Source organism: Gracilibacillus sp. HCP3S3_G5_2 (assembly GCF_052063305.1).
Classification (GTDB): Bacteria; Bacillota; Bacilli; order Bacillales; family Amphibacillaceae; genus Gracilibacillus.
Genome location: NZ_JBQHXU010000008.1, coordinates 186,901 through 206,092 on the forward strand (window position 1 = coordinate 186,901; position 19,192 = coordinate 206,092).

Genomic DNA, 19,192 nt, shown 5'->3' on the forward strand with positions numbered 1-19,192 from the left:
CACCTCCAAAAAATTACATACAGAATACATGTTTACCTATTCGCTTTATTTGTGGTCGTGACCAAATCCATCCTGAGGTAGCAGTATCAGGATTGAAATAATAAAGTGCCTCCCCAGTAGGATCCCAACCATTTATTGCATCTAATACTGCATTTCTAGCTCTTTCATTTGGTGTTAACCAAATTTGTCCATCGCTCACAGCTGTGAAGGCACGAGGTTCAAATATAACCCCCGATACCGTATTTGGAAAAGTAGAACTCTCGACCCGATTTAAAATTACCGCTGCAACAGCAACTTGACCTTCATATGGTTCACCTCGAGCTTCACCATATACTGCATTGGCCATGATTTGTATATCATTTTGAGAAAAACCTTGAGGTACATTTACAGCAGTTGGTTCTAAATCTTCCTCCGTTGCTTCTGGCTGATCTTGAGCTTGTTGATTATCAGCCTGTTGTTGCTGCTCCTGTTGAGTTTGACCTTGCTGGCCACCCTCAGCTTGCGAACCTTGGTTTCCTGGATCTGGTTCGGTTTGCTTGGCATTGTCCATTCCGCCATAGTGTGTGAATTTCTTTCCTTTCTGAATTTGCTCGTGCACATAGGCTTTGTCAAATTCACTTGCCTTTTCGAGCTTTTGTTTGGCTTCCTCACCAAGTAATCCATCTATTTCCAAACCGAATTCGTATTGAAAATTACGTAATGCCCAATAGGTACCCCAGCCGAATACCCCATCAATCTTTCCATTATAAAATCCTAAGTATTGAAGCCTTGCTTGTAATTCAATGACGTCATCTCCTGTAGCACCATGCTGGACTACTTGATCGGAAAAACCATGTAATATATTGTCTTTTTCGTCAATGAAGAAAAAAGAACCTATTGTGAACATAATCAAACAAACTGTTATCTTTTTTTTCATCAAAGCTACCTCCAAAAATAATATCTAAGTAACATATTGTTATGGATAGCTTTTAATAAAAATTGAAATTTATTCATTTTAAAATGTTAAATTCCAGAAAGCGAAATTTCCTTAGCAGGAATGTGGTACTCTCTTGATTTCCACATTACAAAAGGAAAAACCTCCTTACTCGGTGCGAGTAAGGAGGTTCTGCCTATCTATTTTCAAACTTGGTGCTGGCTCATTTCATTGGCAACTTTTACTTTTCTAAGACTCAGTAACCATAATACAACCATAAATGGAATAAGCCCGTATACCCATTGTTTCTCAATAGATTCCAATATAAAATCATATGTCCCATGTAAAAAAGTAGGTAATAAAAGAGCTAACATAAGTGATAAGCGTTCATTGTTCTTGGAGAATTTTGCTCTCCCTAAATAATAACCCATTATTACTCCGAATAACGCATGAGAGGATACAGGAAAAATTGCTCGACTAAATGCATATTCAATCCCATGGGCAAATAAATAAAGAATGTTTTCAACTGTTGCAAAACCTAAGCTAATGGATACGCCGTAAACTATTCCATCATATACAGTATTAAATTTCGAATACTTATAGGTTGTAAAAATAAAGATAAACCACTTAAAAAATTCTTCAAATAATCCATAGACAAAATAAGATTGTAAAAAAGCGGATTGTGCGATGCCCTCTTCTTGAAATGCATATTGAATAAACATAATTGGAAACACTAGTAATGCTCCATATAAAAATGTACGAAAAATGGCATAAATCGGCTCAAGTTCATATTCATCTTTCAAATAAAAAAACGATAATAAAGCAAATGCCGGAGCAATGGAAACGGATATTAGAGCAAACAACAGCTATCACCTACTTTCTATCTCCCAGAAATTATGGCATAATATCAAGTGAAATTTTTAATTAATGTTGTAAAACTTATATCGAAAGAAAGTTGGAAACATAATGAAAAAAACGTTAATTATCCACACAGGTGGCACTATTTCTATGAGAGAGAATCAAGATGGAAGTGTTGTAGAGACAGAAACACATCCACTGTCTAAAATGGAACCATTATACTCTTTTCCTATAGAAGAAGTGAACTTGTTTCACTTACCATCACCACATATCACACCAAAACATATGCTGACATTAGCGGAATTTATTAAGGAAAAAATCGAGACTAATCGCTATAATGGAATTGTTGTAACACATGGTACAGATACATTAGAAGAAACGTCGTATTTTGTTGATTTGTGTGTCAAAACAAGTATCCCTATTGTGTTTACAGGTGCGATGAGATCAAGTAACGAAATTGGTTCAGATGGATTATATAATTTGATCTGTGCGATTCGTGTAGCATCAAATCCAAAGTCTTCTAATCGTGGTGTATTAGTTGTTATGAATGATGAAGTACACACAGCTCAATATGTTACAAAAACTTCTACTAGTAATATTGCAACCTTTCAAAGTCCACAATTTGGACCTATTGGAATGCTAACAAAACAAGATGTTTACTTTTATCAAAAAACATATCACCATGAAACAATCCCCACTCAGCATATAACTAAAAATGTCCTACTTTTAAAAGCGTATGCTGGTATGTCTAACGAGATTTTAGCATGTATTCAACCATCTAAGATTGACGGACTTATTATTGAAGCATTAGGGCAAGGAAATGTCCCTCCTGCAATTGTCCCTTCTATCAAGAGCTTGATTAAACAGGATGTAACGGTTTTATTTGTATCCCGTTGCTATAAAGGGATTGTACAACCTACTTATCAATATGAAGGTGGAGGACGTACATTGCTTGAAGAAGGAGTCATTTTTGCTAATCACTTAAATGGGCCTAAAGCGCGTTTGAAGCTAATGCTTTTATTAGAGAATGGTGCGTCCCACCAAGAATTAATGAAAGCATTTAGAGATTAGTTATCTTTTTTACTCTCCACATGAATTTTGTGGAGAGTATTACTTTTTTACATTTCCTCTTTAGTTTTAATCGATTTAGCAATTAATCCTCCATGGAAACGACCATTTTCAATAAAAATTTCGTTATTATCATATCCAGCAGCAATAACACCTGCAATATAAACATTTTTAATATTTGTTTCCATGCTCTCTCTTGCAAAAGTTGGTCTTCCTGTTTCTTTTTCGATCGTGATTCCTATCTGTTTTAGGAAGTTTTGATCGGGTTGATAACCTGTCATAGCAAATACAAAATCATTCTTGATTGATTTCCTCTCTCCATTTACCAGATAAATCACTTTATCACTTGTTATTTCTTCTATTGTTGCATTGAACTCCATTTTTACTTTTCCATGCTTAACAAGCGAAGCAAATTCAGGTAATATCCAAGGTTTAACGCTTGAAGAATAATCACTTCCACGATAGAGAACCGTTACATTTGCCCCAGCTTTATGTAATTCGATTGTTGCGTCTACTGCAGAATTTTTCCCACCAATCACCGCTACGTCTTGTTGGTAAAAAGGATGTGCTTCCTTGAAATAATGAAAAACCTTCTCTAAATCTTCTCCCTTAATTCCCATATAATTCGGTTGTCCATAATATCCTGTTGCAATAATACAGTACTTTGATTGATAGTGTTGCGTTTCCTTCCATTGGTTTTTCGTCTCTAAAAGAAAACCTTCCTTTGTTGGTTTCACTTTTACTACTTCTTCAAAGCTCTTAATCCGTAATTTTTTTCGAATTGCTACTGTGCGATAATAAGCTAATGCTTGGTTTCTAACAGGTTTATTTTTCTCGGTAACAAAGGCTACATCACCGATTTCTAATTTATCACTTGAACTAAAAAAGGTTTGGTGAGTCGGATATTGATAAATAGAGTCAACAATGTTGCCTTTTTCGATAATTAATGGATCGATACCGATTTTTTGTAATTCAATTGCTGCAGACATACCACATGGTCCTGCACCAATTACAATCGCTTTTTCTTGTTGCATAAAGCAAGACACTCTCCTTCAACACTTCGTTAAATATGTATATTGTAAATTCAGCCTGAAACGGTTAACTTCGGCTTGAATTTTTAAACTATTAGGCAGTTTGTCATATATAATATTAACATTTTTACTTACAGAAATATAGCAAACTTGTTTAATTGCTTGATGGATAATGATTAATTAGTTGATCACTACTTGCTTCTAGTTTCACGCTAGAATCATTTATGCTTTTTTACCATATATAAGATATTGCTTGTGATCCAATTGGATTATCGATTGTTAATGAATGTATTTATACTAACAGAACAATTTAGTGGAAAAGGGCAGAGGTTGGTGAGCCGAATTTTCATGTCTAAAAAAGTTTTCTATTCAGAGTTCTCTCACCATTGAGACATTGATAACCAGACTAATACCACCACAAGAACTACTAACATAAACCATACAAAAAGGAGGGGAAATTTCCATTTCCGCTTCGATTTTCTACTTTGATGTGTCCTACTTCTTGGAGGTAATGAGTGTTCATGACTAGTTCTCATTTGTTGATGTTTAATTTGATTTCTAAGAGATGTTGCCTGGTCAAATCTATTTTCATCTTGCATAAAGAAACCTCCTTGATCTTATAAGCAATGCCAATATAACATCTACTAGAAAATGGAGTGTGATTACAACAATAATACTGCTGGTCCAATGATAAATTAGACCTATCCAAAAACTTAAAGCAATAATCGAAACAAAAAGTACTACCTTCGATAAATACCTTATATGAACAATGGCAAAAAGTAAGCTTGCAACTACAATTCCAAAATTTGTTTGAATGACGCCCCTGAATAACCATTCCTCAATAGAAGCAATAAAAAAACATAATAGAATAATTTCTATATAAGATCCTTCCTGAAAAATTTTTTGATTAATACCTCCATCATCCAACCATTTTTCCGGAAATACTTTCATAAGCAGTAGATCAAGAAAAACAATTATAAAAGGAGAAATAACACCAAAAATAACCCAATCGAACCAATTGAAATAAAACAACGAAGAAATAGTGTGCCAATCCTCAAATAAGAAAAATGCTAAAATGACAGTAATTACTGCAAGTATCGATTGAGAGATCCATACTTGTTGTTTCAATTGTTTACTGGATAGGTATTGGATGATTTCTGCTTGGCTTTTTTGCATGTCATTCTCCTTGATATAGTATTTCTTTCAACGTTGTTTGCCAGTTTTGCTCGATGTTATTGTTTTTATCAAAAACTGGTTGCCAGTTCTCCCATTTAAAATCACAAATATCACAGCACATATGTGTAGGTTTTTGAATAGTATCCTGAAAATGCGTAAATAACCCTCTTCTTCTACACTCTTTTGTATGAACCCACTTTAACATTTCAGTTAATTTATTAAATTTGTATTGATAACGCTGTTCTATCGTTTTTTTAATGGTATGAATAGCCTCCTCATAGGAAATGCTTATTAAGTCATGTTTTAATAGTTGAAGTTTTTCTAACTGATACCTTAGAAATCTCCAGTGAGATTCCACACCATTTGATTTGATTAAAAATTCTTCTTTTATTTCTTCAATAGATTTACCATTATTGTAAATGAGCTGGAGTGTTTGCTTAATAACTTCCATATCAGGTAATTCCATTTCTATTAGCCGTTGTGGAATAATCCGATCGTGCTCATGATAAAGTGTGACACTAACAGATTCTTGGCCATTTCTTCCTGCCCTTCCGATTTCTTGGATAAATGATTCAATTTGTGATGGTAAATGATAATGAATAATTAATTGGATGTCTTTTTTATTAATCCCCATACCAAAAGCATTTGTACAACAAATTACATCCAATTGTTGATTCATGAATTGTTGTTGAATCAACAATCGATCCTGATTATCTAAACCACCATGATAATAGGCAATATGACGATGACGTACTTTGGATTGTAATATGAGTGCTACCCTCTCTGCTTCTTCTCTGCTGGAAAAGTAAATCAAGGTTGGTACCGGATAATTTTGGGTTAGCTCTAAAAGCTTCTCTTCCTTTTCCTTCATATGATTCACTTGTTCCATTACGAGCGAAATGTTAGGGCGATCCATTGGATAGATATATTTTTCAACTTTAGATAATTGTAATGCTTCTATAATATCTTCTTGGACGTCTGGAGTAGCTGTTGCTGTCAATGCTAATAATGGAGGCTTATCTACTAGCTGATGAATATCCTTTATCCTTAGGTAATCAGGGCGGAATTCGTGTCCCCATTGTGATATACAATGTGCTTCATCTACTACAAACAAACTTATTTTCAATGATGTTATTCGATCTAAAATTCGTTTATTTTGAAGCATTTCAGGTGATAAATAGATTAATTTATAGGAAGCCAGCTCTTGTACTAACGTTTCACGCTCCTGGTAAGAAAGCATACTATTTAATGCAGCTACTTTCTTAAAACCGGTAGCTCTTAACTGTTTTACCTGATCTGTCATTAATGAGAGTAAAGGTGATATAACTAGAACAGTTCCTGTTAATAGCATAGCAGGCAATTGGTAGCAAATAGATTTCCCAGTACCAGTAGGCAGGACAGCAAAGACATTTCGTTTTTTCAGCACTGCTTCGATTATATTCTTTTGCCCTTGTCGGAAGGTCGAATAACCAAAATAGGCTTGTAAATAGTGTTCTAATTGTTTTTCAGACATAATAATGCTCTCCCGTACTCTCTCGTTGACCTAAGGCCATAACAAGTTTAATTTGAAAGTAACTAATCGCATCTGGTAATTGCTTTTTAATATCCTTTAATTTTTTGGATTTTAGCTTTGTAAAGATCTCTTTAATTAATACATACTGTTGTCTTGTCATATATGGCGACCAATCTAGAGTCTTATCTAAATAGGCGATCTCCACAATATGGTCTTTGATGGTATTTTCTTTTAAATGACGAAGATTGGCTATTTCCTCAATTGTTAGACCTTGTTGTATATAGTAATAGGTTTGATTTGCCGAATCACTTAATAACGGATTCTTTTTATGAACTGGATATAATTGCGAAAGAATTGTTAATGGTTGTTTTAATTCAATTGTTTTACATATTGCATGAATCATATTCGTGAATATCAAATACATATCGTGATATGATTTGTGATATTTATTAGCAAGTTGATATCTACTTAGACCTACTTTTTTATACGTTGTTAAACTATCAACAAATACACCTGCATGAGTGTCCGGAAAATTCCTTAAAATGAAATGCAAATCTTGATATACATATTTCAATAATTTTTCAGTACCATGCTGTTGTATGTTTTTCCATAATCTCTTTACAAACTTCTGGCTTTCAACGTCCTCTATAATAGGTATAAAACGATGCTCTTTTATATGTAAGTGTGTCAAGGTTTGAATAAATAGCAACAGATGTTTTTGAAAATGCTCTGCAGTGTGATGATAATCCGCACCATTCAGATAAAAATAAGTACCATACTTTTCATGAAGTTCGTTATAATACGCTTTTCCTTTGTCTGTCACAACTACAATTTGTTGATCATGATGGAAGCTAACTAATTGATTTTCCCTTAATCGGTGAATTTCTATCGTGAATTCTTGTCTGTGTAAAGATTTATACACCCCGAAATAGTTAGTTAAACCAAATAAGTTGCTGTCTTGGATCGTTTGCGTTGATTTTTTAGCAGATAAAAGATGAAATATATTATAAATTGTACGTTCACCATTTAACTTTATAATACTATCCAATAATATATATTCAAACATACAAACACCTCAATTTATGATATTCATATTTTAACAATTATTGTGGAATTTGAATACAAGATTATTGTAACTTAAGAAAGTATTTGATAATGTAATAGCTATATAATAAGAATGAAAAGGAAGTAGCTATTAATGCCATATTATACGTGGATAGATAAGGAAACTTGTATTGCATGCGGAGTCTGTGGCGCAACTGCTCCAGATCTATTCGATTATGACGACGAAGGAGTTGCCTACAGTAAGCTCGATAATAATAAAGGTGAAAGAGAAGTGCCAACAGAATGGGAAGAAGATCTTTTGGATGCACATGAAGGCTGTCCTACAGAATCAGTCAAGATACTTTACAAAGCAAGGTCTTCATCATGCACACCCTTTTCTTTGTAAAGTGTCCTATCCTTTCAATTCTTTCACTTTTTGAAGGAAACCGGGTGACTCACCCGGATTTTCTTGTCTACAATTAATCTATTGGACGATATTAATTCGGTCGGTAGTTGGAAGTGGCTCTGTTAAATCATATCTGCCAACTTGATCGATGCCGATATCAAAATTTACTTCTTGATATCCATATGTGAAAGCAGTGGCAAGAATTGCCTCAATCATTTGAATGGTTATTTGATTTTCACCAATTTGATCAGAAGCTAAGGAAACAAGTACTTGACCTTCCGTAAGATCTTCTATTCCAATCTCCGCGTCTTCAGGTATCGAAGGCTGAACATGAAAGTTAACCTCTGCTTTTTTCATCTCCTCCAAAGCTTCAGTGAAGGTTTTAAAGGTACCATCCATTTTTGCAGCAAACCATTCTTCTCCATTGTTGTAATATAATTTATAAGGAATCTGCTCATATTGACTTATTGGATATAAGTTATCACTAGTCGTAACTTCGTTCAAAATCGGAGCATGATTTTCAAACTTTATCTCTTCAATACCTAATGGTTGAAACATAAAAGACAATATGTTATCAAAATTCCTACTATTTCTTTCACTAGGTGGCAATTCAAATGAGTCAGAAAAAGTCGCAGCAACCTCTTGATTTTCTCTTTCAAAATGTATATCACGTATTCCAATATCATATAAGCCGTTTTCCTCTAAGTTAATAACTTCGTTCATTTTACTATACGTAAATGTACTATCCAAAACGGTAATGGGGACAATATGTTGAGCTTTCTCAGTTAAAAATGCCATATAACTTGCTGGATGTATATTTTCAATATCAATTAGATAATGGAATTCATCGATAGATTTGTTGTGTATTTCATTTTCAGGATACATTTCTGCTTCTTTTGTAGCAAAGCTATCATCATTACTATCAAATTTTTGTAAGGGCTCCATGTCAGAATCCTCCGCCGTTTCGGAAGCAGATTGCTCAAAATTATTAGAGAAATCTTGGCCTTGTATAACAATGAAAATTACTAAAGCGGCACAAGCTGAAGCAATAACTGGAATCCACACAGGGAACCTTTTTTTACGAGAAGGTAATCTGTCTTCATGCATTTTTGTTTCAATCTGCTGATAAATTTCCTCTTTACTACGCGTATCTTCTATTTTAGGTAATTTTCGTAGTTGTTCTTTTAAATGCTCTTGATGTTGATTATTTTTCTTCATGTGAATCTTCCTCCTCTCTATATGAGGCCATCATACATTGTTGTAGAACTTTCAGTGCACGGTGTTGAGTAGTCTTCACTTTACTTATCGACCAATTTAAAATTTCAGCTGTTTCTTTCAAATTAAAATCTTGCATAAAACGTAAAATAATGACTTGTTTTTGATCTTTTGTACAATGATCCAAGCAATGATAGAGCTGTTTCAATTGGTCATCTAACACGACATATTCTTCGGGCTTTTTTTGTTTGGATTTAATAAGTTCTCCTTCTTCTTCCCAATTAAAAAAATCTAAGAACTTATTTCTTCTTCTTTTTAATTTGCGAAAATGATCAAATGTGACGTGCCTTGCAATAGAGAAAAGCCATGTCTTTTCTGAACTTTCTCCCTTGAAATGCTCATAAGATTTAAGCACTTTAATATAGACTTCTTGAATGATATCCTCTGTTTGTTGTTTATCTTTTACCATATAAAATATAAACTGAAATAAATCCTGATGATATTTCTGATAAAAATCTTCAAAAGTGGTCTTCACTTCAAGACCCCCTCACCCTATATACTATTTGTCGAAATGATGATCGAAAAAGTTACATACTAACGAAATCATTAAAACTAAAATACCACAGTATGTAATACTGTGGTAGTAATTGTATTAAAACAAACGATTCGTCTGTTGGAATATTCTATTTAATACCGGGTACAAAAGGAGCATAAAAATGACATTTCCTACGGCATGGATCAGATCAAACGATAAACCTGCTAAGTAATAGGCAATAAAATTTCCTGCAAAAGTAAAAGTACCTAGATTAACAATCAAGCCATAAATAAAGGCTGCAACAAACGCAAAAATAGTTAAATACATCATTTGCTTTTCTCTTGTATATTTACCGATAATTCCAGCGAAAATACCTATTACTACCCAACCTATCATTTGCCAGATAGTCCAAATCCCCATTCCCAAAAAAAGATTTGTGATATAGGTTGTGATGATGGCAATGCATATAGCTGGTAAAACGCCTAGCATAGCTCCAGAAATAATAATAATTGCAGTAACAGGTTGTATATTCGGTAAAAATTGAAATGCTAACCTTCCTACAATACATACAGCTGCCAACAATGATATGAGTGTAAGTTTATAGGTATTCAAAGTCTCACTCAATTACTTGAAGATCAAATGTTATATGATCTTCATCTTCTACTTGATAATTAGCGATTCCTTCATTTACCATTTCACCATTCACTTCATATGTCCAATACATATTTGCTCCCGGATCTTGTTCATATTCCTCAATAGCGGTAAGAAATCCTTCATCCGTTACTTCCACATTGTAATTATCCTCTAAAACAGATAATAAAGTTGTTCCTGCTTGCAACGTTATTTCATCTTCACTGATCGTTGTCTGTGATGTATGGTCTGTGATAGTTAACATGATCGAGATTTCCTCATTTGTAGTCGACGTATTTCCGCAACCAGCGATTATTATCGCTAAAGTTATCATAATAAAAAACTGTTGTAATTGTTTCATCTTTCATTCTCCTCAATTTAATTTGGCCTGAGGAAAAAAGCTAGTTAAAGTATGTATAATGGTGATACTACTCTACATGCTTAATCCCCGAAGCATGAATGGATGTTTAATGGCAGGTCTCCTGACTTTGTGCATTCATCTACTTTAGCGCCTTCCCATACGTTTATCCGTACAGTGACATTAGCTATTTCGTTGCACTTACAGTTGCGAGGACAGTCCTGGACTTTCACCAGATTCCCTATTAAGCAAAACACCATTAAACACATAATAATGTTTTTAGTTTTGTGTTACTTCAAATTTATAACCTACACCCCATACGGTTACGATCATTTTCGCTGCCTCTGGTGAGACTTTGCTAAGTTTTTCTCTTAATCGCTTCACATGCGTATCTACAGTTCGTAAATCACCAAAAAATTCATATTTCCAAACCTCTTTAAGTAATTCTTCTCTTTCAAAAACTTTATCAGGTGATTTTGCCAAAAATAAAAGCAACTCGTATTCTTTAGGTGTTAAATTAACTTCCTTGTTATCCGCTAACACACGATGTGCATCATTATCAATCAATAGATGTGGAAATTCGATCAAATCTTTTGACCTATTGGATGTGTTTGCCGAGTTAGCACTGGAGGATCTTCTTAATAAGGCTTTCACCCGCAAAACTACTTCTCTTGGACTAAATGGTTTGACGATATAGTCATCTGTCCCAGCTTCAAATCCATGAATTCTATTTAACTCTTCACCTTTAGCTGTAAGCATAATCACAGGTGTTGTCTTTTTAGTTCTCAGCTCTTTACAAACTTCCAATCCATCTTTTTCTGGCATCATTAAATCAAGTAAGATTACTTCATAATCTTCTGTAAGAGCTAATTTCAGAGCCTCTTCACCGTCAGCAGCTTCCTCAATCTCAAAGCCTTCACGTTCAAGATACATTTTTAATAGACGTCGAATTCTTTCTTCATCATCTACAACAAGAATTTTCTTGCTTTCTTGCTCCATTCTTCTCCCCCCTTATCTCTTTATAGTATATAGGCAAAAAGCACAAGAGACAAATATCACTTGTACTTTCTGTCAAGATGTTTACGCATAAGAGTGTAACCCAGCTAATACTAAGTTAACTACAATTAAATTAAACATTATGATAGCAAATCCTATTACTGCTAACCACGCTGATCTTTCACCATGCCAACCTCGAGACAGGCGAAGATGTAAGAAAATTGCATAAAAGAACCATGTGATCAGTGCCCAAACTTCCTTCGGGTCCCAGCCCCAATATCGATTCCATGCTTCCTGTGCCCAAATCGCTGCAAAGATTAATCCCCCTAAAGTAAATATCGGAAATCCGATAGCAACGGCACGATAACATACTTCATCTAATAATTCCGGGTTGGCCTTTTTTAATAAAGGCTGGATAGACGCAGCCACTCTCTTTCTTAAGATTACTCTAGCCAGCAAATATAATATTAAACCAACTGTTAGTGACCACATTAATGTATTAAACTTTCGTGGTGCTTCTGCTCCATGCATCCATCCTGGCGCAGTAAAAATAGCATCCATTTTATCTTCTGACAGTAATTCACCATTTTCAGGTCCAAATAGTGCAGGTAAATGATAGTCTAAAGTCGCTTCTTCTTCATCTACAACATAAGAAAAAGAAGCGTTATAATCCATTGCTGAGAAAATCGTGGTAATGATCACAAAACCTAGTGTCGCAAAAATGGAATACATAATAACTTCCAACCATCTCGTTCTAGCAGTTGATTTGGATTGATCAATTTGATGGATTAAGTAGATCATTCCTGCTACAAAACTTACTGCTAATATCGCTTCTCCTAAAGCAACTGTTGTAACATGGATATATAACCAGTGGCTTTTTAATGAAGGTACTAGTGGCGATACTTCTGTCGGAAACATACTTGCATATCCAATGATTAGCAGTGCTACTGGTAAAGCAAATAACCCTAATAATTCAATTCGGTAGATAAAATATAAAATGATAAACGCTAATATAAGCATCATACCGAAAAAGGTTACAAATTCAAACATATTACTTACAGGTGCATGTCCACTCACCATCCACCTTGTAATAAAGTAACCAACTTGTGCAATAAAACCTAGTATAGTGGTACCAATTGCTAATTTATTCAATAATGTAAACTGCTTTTCATGTCGTTTGTCTTTAATTGTGGCAGCAAACAAGATGACAGCAATTAAATAAATGACAAAAGCAGTATACAATAAGCCATTACTTAACGCTAATATATCCATCTTTCTATCTCCTCCTCCTTGCCATCAGCGGGGCAACAATAACTCATTATAGATCATTCTTTTTTTCCTGATCTTGCACCATCGTGAAAGAAGTACCATCTATTACTCTTTCGAATTCTCTTGTTAGTCCATACCAATTCTTATTCGTATGACATGCAATAAGAATACTTTTTTCACCCTGGTGAAGCCATATTCTACGATGTTGCCAGTACATACCTTGTACGACGCCGATCATAAAAATAAAAGCACCTAAGCCAATTATCGGTAGCGTAAGATCTTTCCTAACCTTTAATCCACTTACATCTCTTACGCTAAAATCTGTTAAACCAAGCTTGTACTGATTATCACCTGAAGGTATGTTTTGACCAATCGCTAAAAAGCTTGCTTCACTTTCTTCTATGTCAGGTGCATGAACAAAGAAGACAAAGCCTGGATTACGAGGATAATTAGATATCGACCTTGGCTGACCATCACTCAATTCATAATCTGGATAATATCTATTAAGCTCAATACGATAGCCATTATCAAATACATATTCACTTTCTGGATCGGTTAAATCTACGGTAAATTCCACAATTGCTTCTTCGCTTTCATCATCCACCTCGTGTAACTTAAAGGACATCGTCTGAAATTCATTTAATTGATAACTATCTTGGTAGAGAGATAAGCCATCTATTTTCATTGGATTATTTACAATGATTTCACCACTTTTAACTTCTGTTAATTCTGGCTCTGCACCTACAACATCTCTTGATACATCTTCATAAATTACTGCCCGTGTTTCAAAATGTTTCGGTACTGGTCCACTTGTATTTTGTAATGCTGCTTCAAAGATGGCATCTTCGTCATCATTTCCATACGTTTCGAAGATAAACTCTTCATTTTTTATGTAATACTGTTGATTAGTGCTTGGTATAACTTCCGTCTCACCTTCTCGAACCCAAACAAAGTCATCGACGTACATAAATGGAATAAATCGACATAATGTACCTAATAAGAAAATAATCAATCCTAAATGATTCACATATGGGCCCCATCGGGAAAATCTGCCTTTTTCCGCTAGAATATGTCCATCACTCTCTGTTATTTTATATCGTTGTTTTTTTAGATTTTCAATCAATTTATTTTTATCTTCTACCTGATAATCTGTATATTCTCCAAAAAATTTTTGCCTTTTTATAAAATTTGCATGTCTCTTAACAGGTTGATTTTTTAATGCTTTATATAGTGGGACTCCCCTGTCAATGCTGACAATAAAAATCGATATTCCGATTAAGGCAATCAACACCATATACCACCATGAGCTGTATAAATTGTGAAATCCTAATTGATAATAGATTTGCCCAGTTATTCCGTATTGATCCCGATAGTGTATAGCCGGATCAACATTTTGTGGTATATACATTTGCTGAGGATAAATAGTTCCAATGGCAGATGCAATTAACGCGATAGCAATTAGTGTTACGCCAACTCTTACCGAAGAAAAGAAATTCCAAATTTTATCCACGATCGAACGGTTTCTTGTTTTTGAGCGAATAGCACTTCCGTCATATCGCATATTCAATAAAGTACCTTGCTTGTCATTATCTAACGGTTTTCCACATTTTTCGCAAATGGTAGTCCCTTCTTTGTTCTGATGAGCACATGTACTACATTTTATTGTGTTCATAAAAAACCCCTCACGTTCCCTTTGGTACTATCTGTTGTAAATAGCCTTCTAATCGTTCTAGTGAAAGTTCGCCTAATACTCGTTCAACGACTACTCCATTTTCGTCAATAAAATACGTAGTAGGTAATGGTCTTATACCATAAGCATCCAAAACTTGACTATTTTTATCATGAAGTATCGGGAATGACAAATTATAGTGATCTACAAACTTATCAATTACTAATTCTGTTGCATCAACACTAACAGCTACCATTTCCACTCCCTGTTCTTTATACTTTGGATATAATTCCTCCATATAAGGCATTTCTCTTTCACACGGCTCACAGTATGTAGCCCAGAAGTTTAACATGACACCTTTTCCCTCAAGATCTGATAATTGTAAGGATGATTCACCACCAACATCATAGTTCGCAACAGAGTTTAGTTGAAAATCTGGTGCTTTGTCATCTATATCTACCGTAGCGTCTTCTTCAGCTGTTAAATTAGAAACTATTGCAAACACCAAAGCTCCAAAAAGTATGATTAATATTACAGACCGAAAAATAAAGCGATTTCGCTTTTTAACTTGTTTCTGCTGTTTTGCCTGTTCAATCTTATTCATAGCTTCCCCACTCCCTTCGAACATTGTACCATTTACGATGAGCAAAAATTGTGACAGTTATTTAACAATTACTTGGCTATCTTTTTTAGTTCGGCAACTTCTAATGGTGTTAATTCTCGATGTTCTCCTGCATTTAACCCATCTAACGTTAAAAAGCCAAATTTTTCCCTTTTCAACTTCTGAACTGGTGTGCCAATTGCTTCAAACATTCTTCTTATTTGACGGTTCTTTCCTTGATGTAAAACGATTTTAACAATGGCGGTTTTTTTCTTTGGGTCAGTTGACATTATTTTTACTTGTTTTGCTTTAAGTATATCCCCTTCAGAACGGATACCCTTCTTGAATAACTGTAATCTTTCTTTAGATGGGATTCCTTCCGTTTTGACGATGTATTCTTTATTAATCTGGTGACTTGGGTGTAATAATAAATTGGTAAACTCCCCATCATTCGTCACAATTAATATACCTGAAGTATCATAGTCAAGTCTTCCAACAGGATATAGTCTTTCATCATATCCTTCAAAAAAATCCGTTACAGTCTTTCGGTTTTTTTCATCGGAAACACTCGTAATTACACCACGTGGTTTATAAAAAAGAAAGTAACGTAATCTCTCTTTTTCGATAGGCACTCCCTCTACCTTTACTTCGTCTTGTTCGGTTACTTTAGTTCCTAATTCCGTAACAACTTTCCCATTTACTTCGACGAGGCCATCCACGATTAATTTCTCTGCTTTTCTTCTAGAAGTGATACCACTTTTTGCAATTACTTTTTGCAGCCTTTCCATATTATACCCCACACACTTTCTTTACAGATTTATGTTATCATTGTTTACCATGTCTTTTATTTCCTATACATGAAAAGCAGTAGCGCTTTATCTAAAGCGCTACTACAAAAATAACCAGGAAACAATTATTACTGAAACTATTATACCAATAAAATCTGCAATCAGTCCAACTTTTAAAGCCGCCCCCATTTTTTTAATTCCAACTGCTCCAAAATATACTGTTAATATATAGAGAGTAGTATCTGTGCTCCCTTGCATGGTAGATGCCAGTCTACCTAAGAACGAATCCGGTCCATACGTTTGTATGATTTCGGATGTTACACTTAAAGCAGCTGTTCCGGAGATTGGTCGTAATATCGCTAATGGAGCAATCTCTGCAGGAAATCCAACCTTCGAAAGTATTGGTTGTAATAAACCGATAAAAGCATCTAAAGCTCCTGAGCTTCTTAAGATTGCGATAGCAACCAGCATACCTAATAAAAAAGGAAGAAGAGAAATAGACATTTTCAACCCTTCTTTCCCGCCTTCCACAAACACCTCATATGCTGGAACTTTCTTTATCAGAGCTACTAATAGTATCAACATCACCGTAACTGGAACTAACCAAATACTAATAACCGTCATCCATTCGACCATTCTTAGACTCCTTTCCTGCTAATAGCACGGAGATGTTCATTGTTGTCGAGTTTTTTGAAATATGCGATCAATGGTTATAGCTGTAATGGTTGTGATAACTGTAGCTAGTATCGTACTTGCGACAATTTCTGTCGGTGCAGCTGATCCATATTCCATCCGAATGGCAATTACTGTTGTTGGTACGAGCGTTATGCTAGATGTATTAATGACTAGAAAGGTAATCATGGAATTACTTGCACGATCAGATTTGTTTATTTTTTTCATCTCTTCCATCGCTTTAATCCCCATCGGTGTAGCTGCATTACCTAAGCCAAATAAATTGGCAGAAAAATTAGCAAGAATGTAGCCCATTGCAGGATGTCCATCCGGAATTTCAGGGAATAAGCGCCTCACAATTGGTCTGAAAAGTTTAGCGAATCCTCTTAATATTCCTGCTTGCTCGGCAATCCTCATCATCCCAAGCCAAAATACTAATACACTAGATAAACTGATCACCAACGTTACAGCATCACTAGCTCCGTTAAACAGGGCTTCATTTACCTGTTCCATAGTTCCATTAAACATTGCATAAACAATGCCTATTATAGCCATTAATGCCCATATAATATTAATCACGCGTATCACCAAACAATCGTTTCACTTGTTCCCAAAAAGTAGCCCAGAACGTTTTATCTTCCGTTTCTTTACCGGAAAAGAGGTAAAGTGAAGCAGCAGTAATTGCTTCATCACCTAGGTAATAAACTCGTTTTCCAATAATGTCATAGTTTGACGGAGTTGAACTTACATAATTTTTAAAGCTAACATTTCTCTGTTCATTTTCTGCTAAGGGATAATAAACGGGTTGCTTGATCTCTGCAGTTATTGTTACCTGCTCATCTGTTTGTAAGGTTAGTTTCGCTTTATCCTGTAATTTCTTTAATGGAAACTGTTCAAATCCCCATTCAAATAACTGCATATGATCTTGCCAATCACTAGGTGCGTTTAGAGTCACAACTATTAAGGTTTGTCCATTCTTTTCAGCTGTTGATACAAGTGTTCTACCAGCCGCTCTTGTATAACCAGTTTTACCTCCATTACTGTACTTATATAATTGAGTAAGTAATTTATTTTTATTTATCCAAGCATAATCACGAGCTGATGATTGATAGGATGAGGTAGCCGAAATTTTCCGAAACGTTTCATTCTCCATCGCATATTTCATTAAAAGTGCCATGTCATACGCAGTCGAGTAATGCGTTTCAGAGTCTAATCCGTGAGGGTTATCAAAATGACTATTTGTCATACCGATCCACCTCGCTTTTTCATTCATCAAGTAGGAAAAACCTTCCTGACTACCAGCAATATGTTCACTGATAGCTATTGCTGCATCATTTCCTGATCTCAACATTAACCCATAGACCAGGTCTTCTAAAGTTATTTTATCTTCTTTTTTCAAATAAATGGACGATCCTTCGACTGATATAGCATTATCGGAAATTTTCACATACTCATCCAATTCACCTGACTCAATAGCGATTATTGCGGTTAAAATTTTCGTTATACTCGCAATAAGTGTTGGATTATCTGCATTTTTTTCGTATAATACTCTGCCTGTCTCTTGATCCATTAAAATGGCACTCTCTGCCGAAACCTCTACGTTTGCTTTTATCTCTGTCTGTGGTATGAAGACAAATATAATAACAAGACAAATACTGTAAATAACCGGTCGCATGACACACCTCATCTCACTTTACAGATACGTTTGTACCATTCTATGCAGACAAGCAGTGCATATGACTAGAAAACATGTAAAACCAATATGTGTTGCTCACTTTTCCAATCATATCGCAGTTTATGATGGAAGATTTTGTGTACCAAGTAAAAACCCTGTAACTTGGCTAAGCTACAGGGTCAGTCCTCAATATGTTGTAATCGATCGAAAAATAGATCAGCTTCTTGTTCTACATCGATTTCGTTAATATCTTCAGGTAGTGGTGGTAAATCTTCAATTGAACTTAAGCCAAAGTATGTTAAGAACTCCACAGTAGTGCCAAACAAAATCGGTCTTCCAACTCCTTCTTTTCGTCCTACTTCCTCGATTAAAGCTCTGGAAATAAGAGTCTGCAAAGGGCGTTCACTTTTGACACCTCTAATCTGCTCAATTTCCGTTCTGGTGATTGGCTGTAAATAGGCGATTATTGCTAATGTTTCTAATGCAGCTTGAGATAACTTAGCATGAACTTTAGCTTCTTTGAATTTGGTAAAATATTCACTATGCTCAGGCTTTGTAGTTAAAAATAGTACTTGTTGTGATTCCACTAGCATAATGCCTCGCTTGGCGTGTTCATATTCAAATTTTAATTCGCTGATTAAATGATCCGCCATATCTTTCTCTAAATCCAGCACTTTACGTAAATCTTTTTTATGTATCCCTTCATCTCCTGCAGCAAATATTAAACCTTCCATGATTGCTTTAATATCATTAATATCCAACTTGATAACCTCCA

General features: G+C 34.9%; 21 protein-coding genes and 1 riboswitch. Of the genes, 2 read left to right on the top strand and 19 right to left on the bottom strand.

Annotation, left to right across the window (positions count from 1 at the left end; all coding sequences use genetic code 11):
* Nucleotides 1-13: 13 nt before the first annotated feature.
* Both sleB and prsW read right to left on the bottom strand, forming a co-directional pair.
* Complete coding sequence (sleB, locus tag ACTNEP_RS13480; protein ID WP_441162605.1) at nt 14-886, bottom strand: spore cortex-lytic enzyme; 873 nt, start codon at nt 884-886, stop codon at nt 14-16.
* A gap of 233 nt (nt 887-1,119) precedes the next feature.
* Nucleotides 1,120-1,776 carry a glutamic-type intramembrane protease PrsW gene (prsW, locus tag ACTNEP_RS13485; RefSeq protein ID WP_441162538.1) on the bottom strand — a complete coding sequence of 219 codons (657 nt, stop codon included), beginning with the start codon at nt 1,774-1,776 and terminating at the stop codon, nt 1,120-1,122.
* Nucleotides 1,777-1,879: 103 nt separating this feature from the next.
* On the opposite strand from prsW, the gene ACTNEP_RS13490 reads away from it, so the two are divergent.
* Complete coding sequence (locus ACTNEP_RS13490; RefSeq protein WP_441162539.1) at nt 1,880-2,842, top strand: asparaginase; 963 nt, start codon at nt 1,880-1,882, stop codon at nt 2,840-2,842.
* Nucleotides 2,843-2,889: 47 nt separating this feature from the next.
* Here ACTNEP_RS13490 and ACTNEP_RS13495 read toward each other — a convergent pair whose 3' ends face one another.
* The 4 genes from ACTNEP_RS13495 to ACTNEP_RS13510 all read right to left on the bottom strand — a co-directional run bounded on the left by ACTNEP_RS13495 (nt 2,890) and on the right by ACTNEP_RS13510 (nt 7,625).
* The gene (locus ACTNEP_RS13495) at nt 2,890-3,873 is read right to left on the bottom strand and encodes a YpdA family putative bacillithiol disulfide reductase (RefSeq protein WP_441162540.1); all 984 of its coding nucleotides are present in this window, start codon (nt 3,871-3,873) and stop codon (nt 2,890-2,892) included.
* A gap of 585 nt (nt 3,874-4,458) precedes the next feature.
* On the bottom strand, nt 4,459-5,046 hold the full coding sequence (locus ACTNEP_RS13500) for a lysostaphin resistance A-like protein (protein ID WP_441162541.1): 588 nt from the start codon (nt 5,044-5,046) through the stop codon (nt 4,459-4,461).
* A 1-nt stretch (nt 5,047) separates the two neighbouring features.
* Nucleotides 5,048-6,559: a RecQ family ATP-dependent DNA helicase gene (locus tag ACTNEP_RS13505; protein WP_441162542.1), complete on the bottom strand. Its 1,512-nt coding sequence runs from the start codon at nt 6,557-6,559 to the stop codon at nt 5,048-5,050.
* Nucleotides 6,552-7,625, bottom strand: a complete 1,074-nt coding sequence (locus tag ACTNEP_RS13510; protein ID WP_441162543.1) for a helix-turn-helix domain-containing protein — start codon at nt 7,623-7,625, stop codon at nt 6,552-6,554. Before ACTNEP_RS13510 ends, ACTNEP_RS13505 begins: the two co-directional genes overlap by 8 nt.
* A gap of 132 nt (nt 7,626-7,757) precedes the next feature.
* Between ACTNEP_RS13510 and ACTNEP_RS13515 the strand changes: the two genes are divergently transcribed.
* A complete protein-coding gene (locus ACTNEP_RS13515) occupies nt 7,758-8,009 on the top strand; it encodes a ferredoxin (protein WP_441162544.1) in 252 nt (83 codons plus the stop codon).
* Nucleotides 8,010-8,087: 78 nt separating this feature from the next.
* On the opposite strand, the gene ACTNEP_RS13520 is transcribed toward ACTNEP_RS13515, so the two are convergent.
* The 13 genes from ACTNEP_RS13520 to scpB all read right to left on the bottom strand — a co-directional run bounded on the left by ACTNEP_RS13520 (nt 8,088) and on the right by scpB (nt 19,178).
* Entirely contained in the window at nt 8,088-9,227 is a 1,140-nt protein-coding gene (locus ACTNEP_RS13520) for a hypothetical protein (RefSeq protein ID WP_441162545.1), read from the bottom strand.
* Nucleotides 9,214-9,759 (bottom strand): sigma-70 family RNA polymerase sigma factor, encoded by a 546-nt coding sequence (locus ACTNEP_RS13525; protein ID WP_441162546.1) that lies wholly within the window; start codon nt 9,757-9,759, stop codon nt 9,214-9,216. The genes ACTNEP_RS13520 and ACTNEP_RS13525 overlap by 14 nt, the downstream gene beginning before the upstream one ends.
* 117 nt (nt 9,760-9,876) lie before the next feature.
* Complete coding sequence (locus ACTNEP_RS13530; protein WP_441162547.1) at nt 9,877-10,371, bottom strand: ECF transporter S component; 495 nt, start codon at nt 10,369-10,371, stop codon at nt 9,877-9,879.
* Between the two features lie 4 nt (nt 10,372-10,375).
* Nucleotides 10,376-10,750 (bottom strand): DUF4430 domain-containing protein, encoded by a 375-nt coding sequence (locus tag ACTNEP_RS13535; RefSeq protein ID WP_441162548.1) that lies wholly within the window; start codon nt 10,748-10,750, stop codon nt 10,376-10,378.
* Between the two features lie 94 nt (nt 10,751-10,844).
* Nucleotides 10,845-11,023, bottom strand: a riboswitch (cobalamin riboswitch).
* 3 nt (nt 11,024-11,026) lie between these two features.
* Complete coding sequence (locus ACTNEP_RS13540; protein ID WP_441162549.1) at nt 11,027-11,746, bottom strand: response regulator transcription factor; 720 nt, start codon at nt 11,744-11,746, stop codon at nt 11,027-11,029.
* A gap of 81 nt (nt 11,747-11,827) precedes the next feature.
* Nucleotides 11,828-13,015 (bottom strand): c-type cytochrome biogenesis protein CcsB, encoded by a 1,188-nt coding sequence (gene ccsB / locus ACTNEP_RS13545; RefSeq protein WP_441162550.1) that lies wholly within the window; start codon nt 13,013-13,015, stop codon nt 11,828-11,830.
* 46 nt (nt 13,016-13,061) lie between these two features.
* Nucleotides 13,062-14,684, bottom strand: coding sequence for a cytochrome c biogenesis protein ResB (gene resB, locus ACTNEP_RS13550; RefSeq protein WP_441162551.1), 1,623 nt, complete (start codon nt 14,682-14,684; stop codon nt 13,062-13,064).
* 10 nt (nt 14,685-14,694) lie between these two features.
* The gene (gene resA, locus ACTNEP_RS13555; RefSeq protein WP_441162552.1) at nt 14,695-15,285 is read right to left on the bottom strand and encodes a thiol-disulfide oxidoreductase ResA; all 591 of its coding nucleotides are present in this window, start codon (nt 15,283-15,285) and stop codon (nt 14,695-14,697) included.
* Between the two features lie 68 nt (nt 15,286-15,353).
* Nucleotides 15,354-16,070, bottom strand: coding sequence for a pseudouridine synthase (locus tag ACTNEP_RS13560; protein WP_441162553.1), 717 nt, complete (start codon nt 16,068-16,070; stop codon nt 15,354-15,356).
* Nucleotides 16,071-16,172: 102 nt separating this feature from the next.
* Complete coding sequence (locus ACTNEP_RS13565) at nt 16,173-16,706, bottom strand: spore maturation protein (RefSeq protein ID WP_441162554.1); 534 nt, start codon at nt 16,704-16,706, stop codon at nt 16,173-16,175.
* Between the two features lie 36 nt (nt 16,707-16,742).
* Nucleotides 16,743-17,321 carry a nucleoside recognition domain-containing protein gene (locus ACTNEP_RS13570; RefSeq protein ID WP_441162555.1) on the bottom strand — a complete coding sequence of 193 codons (579 nt, stop codon included), beginning with the start codon at nt 17,319-17,321 and terminating at the stop codon, nt 16,743-16,745.
* Nucleotides 17,314-18,417 carry a D-alanyl-D-alanine carboxypeptidase family protein gene (locus ACTNEP_RS13575; protein ID WP_441162556.1) on the bottom strand — a complete coding sequence of 368 codons (1,104 nt, stop codon included), beginning with the start codon at nt 18,415-18,417 and terminating at the stop codon, nt 17,314-17,316. Before ACTNEP_RS13575 ends, ACTNEP_RS13570 begins: the two co-directional genes overlap by 8 nt.
* Nucleotides 18,418-18,596: 179 nt before the next feature.
* Entirely contained in the window at nt 18,597-19,178 is a 582-nt protein-coding gene (gene scpB / locus ACTNEP_RS13580; protein ID WP_441162557.1) for an SMC-Scp complex subunit ScpB, read from the bottom strand.
* Between the last annotated feature and the right edge of the window lie 14 nt (nt 19,179-19,192).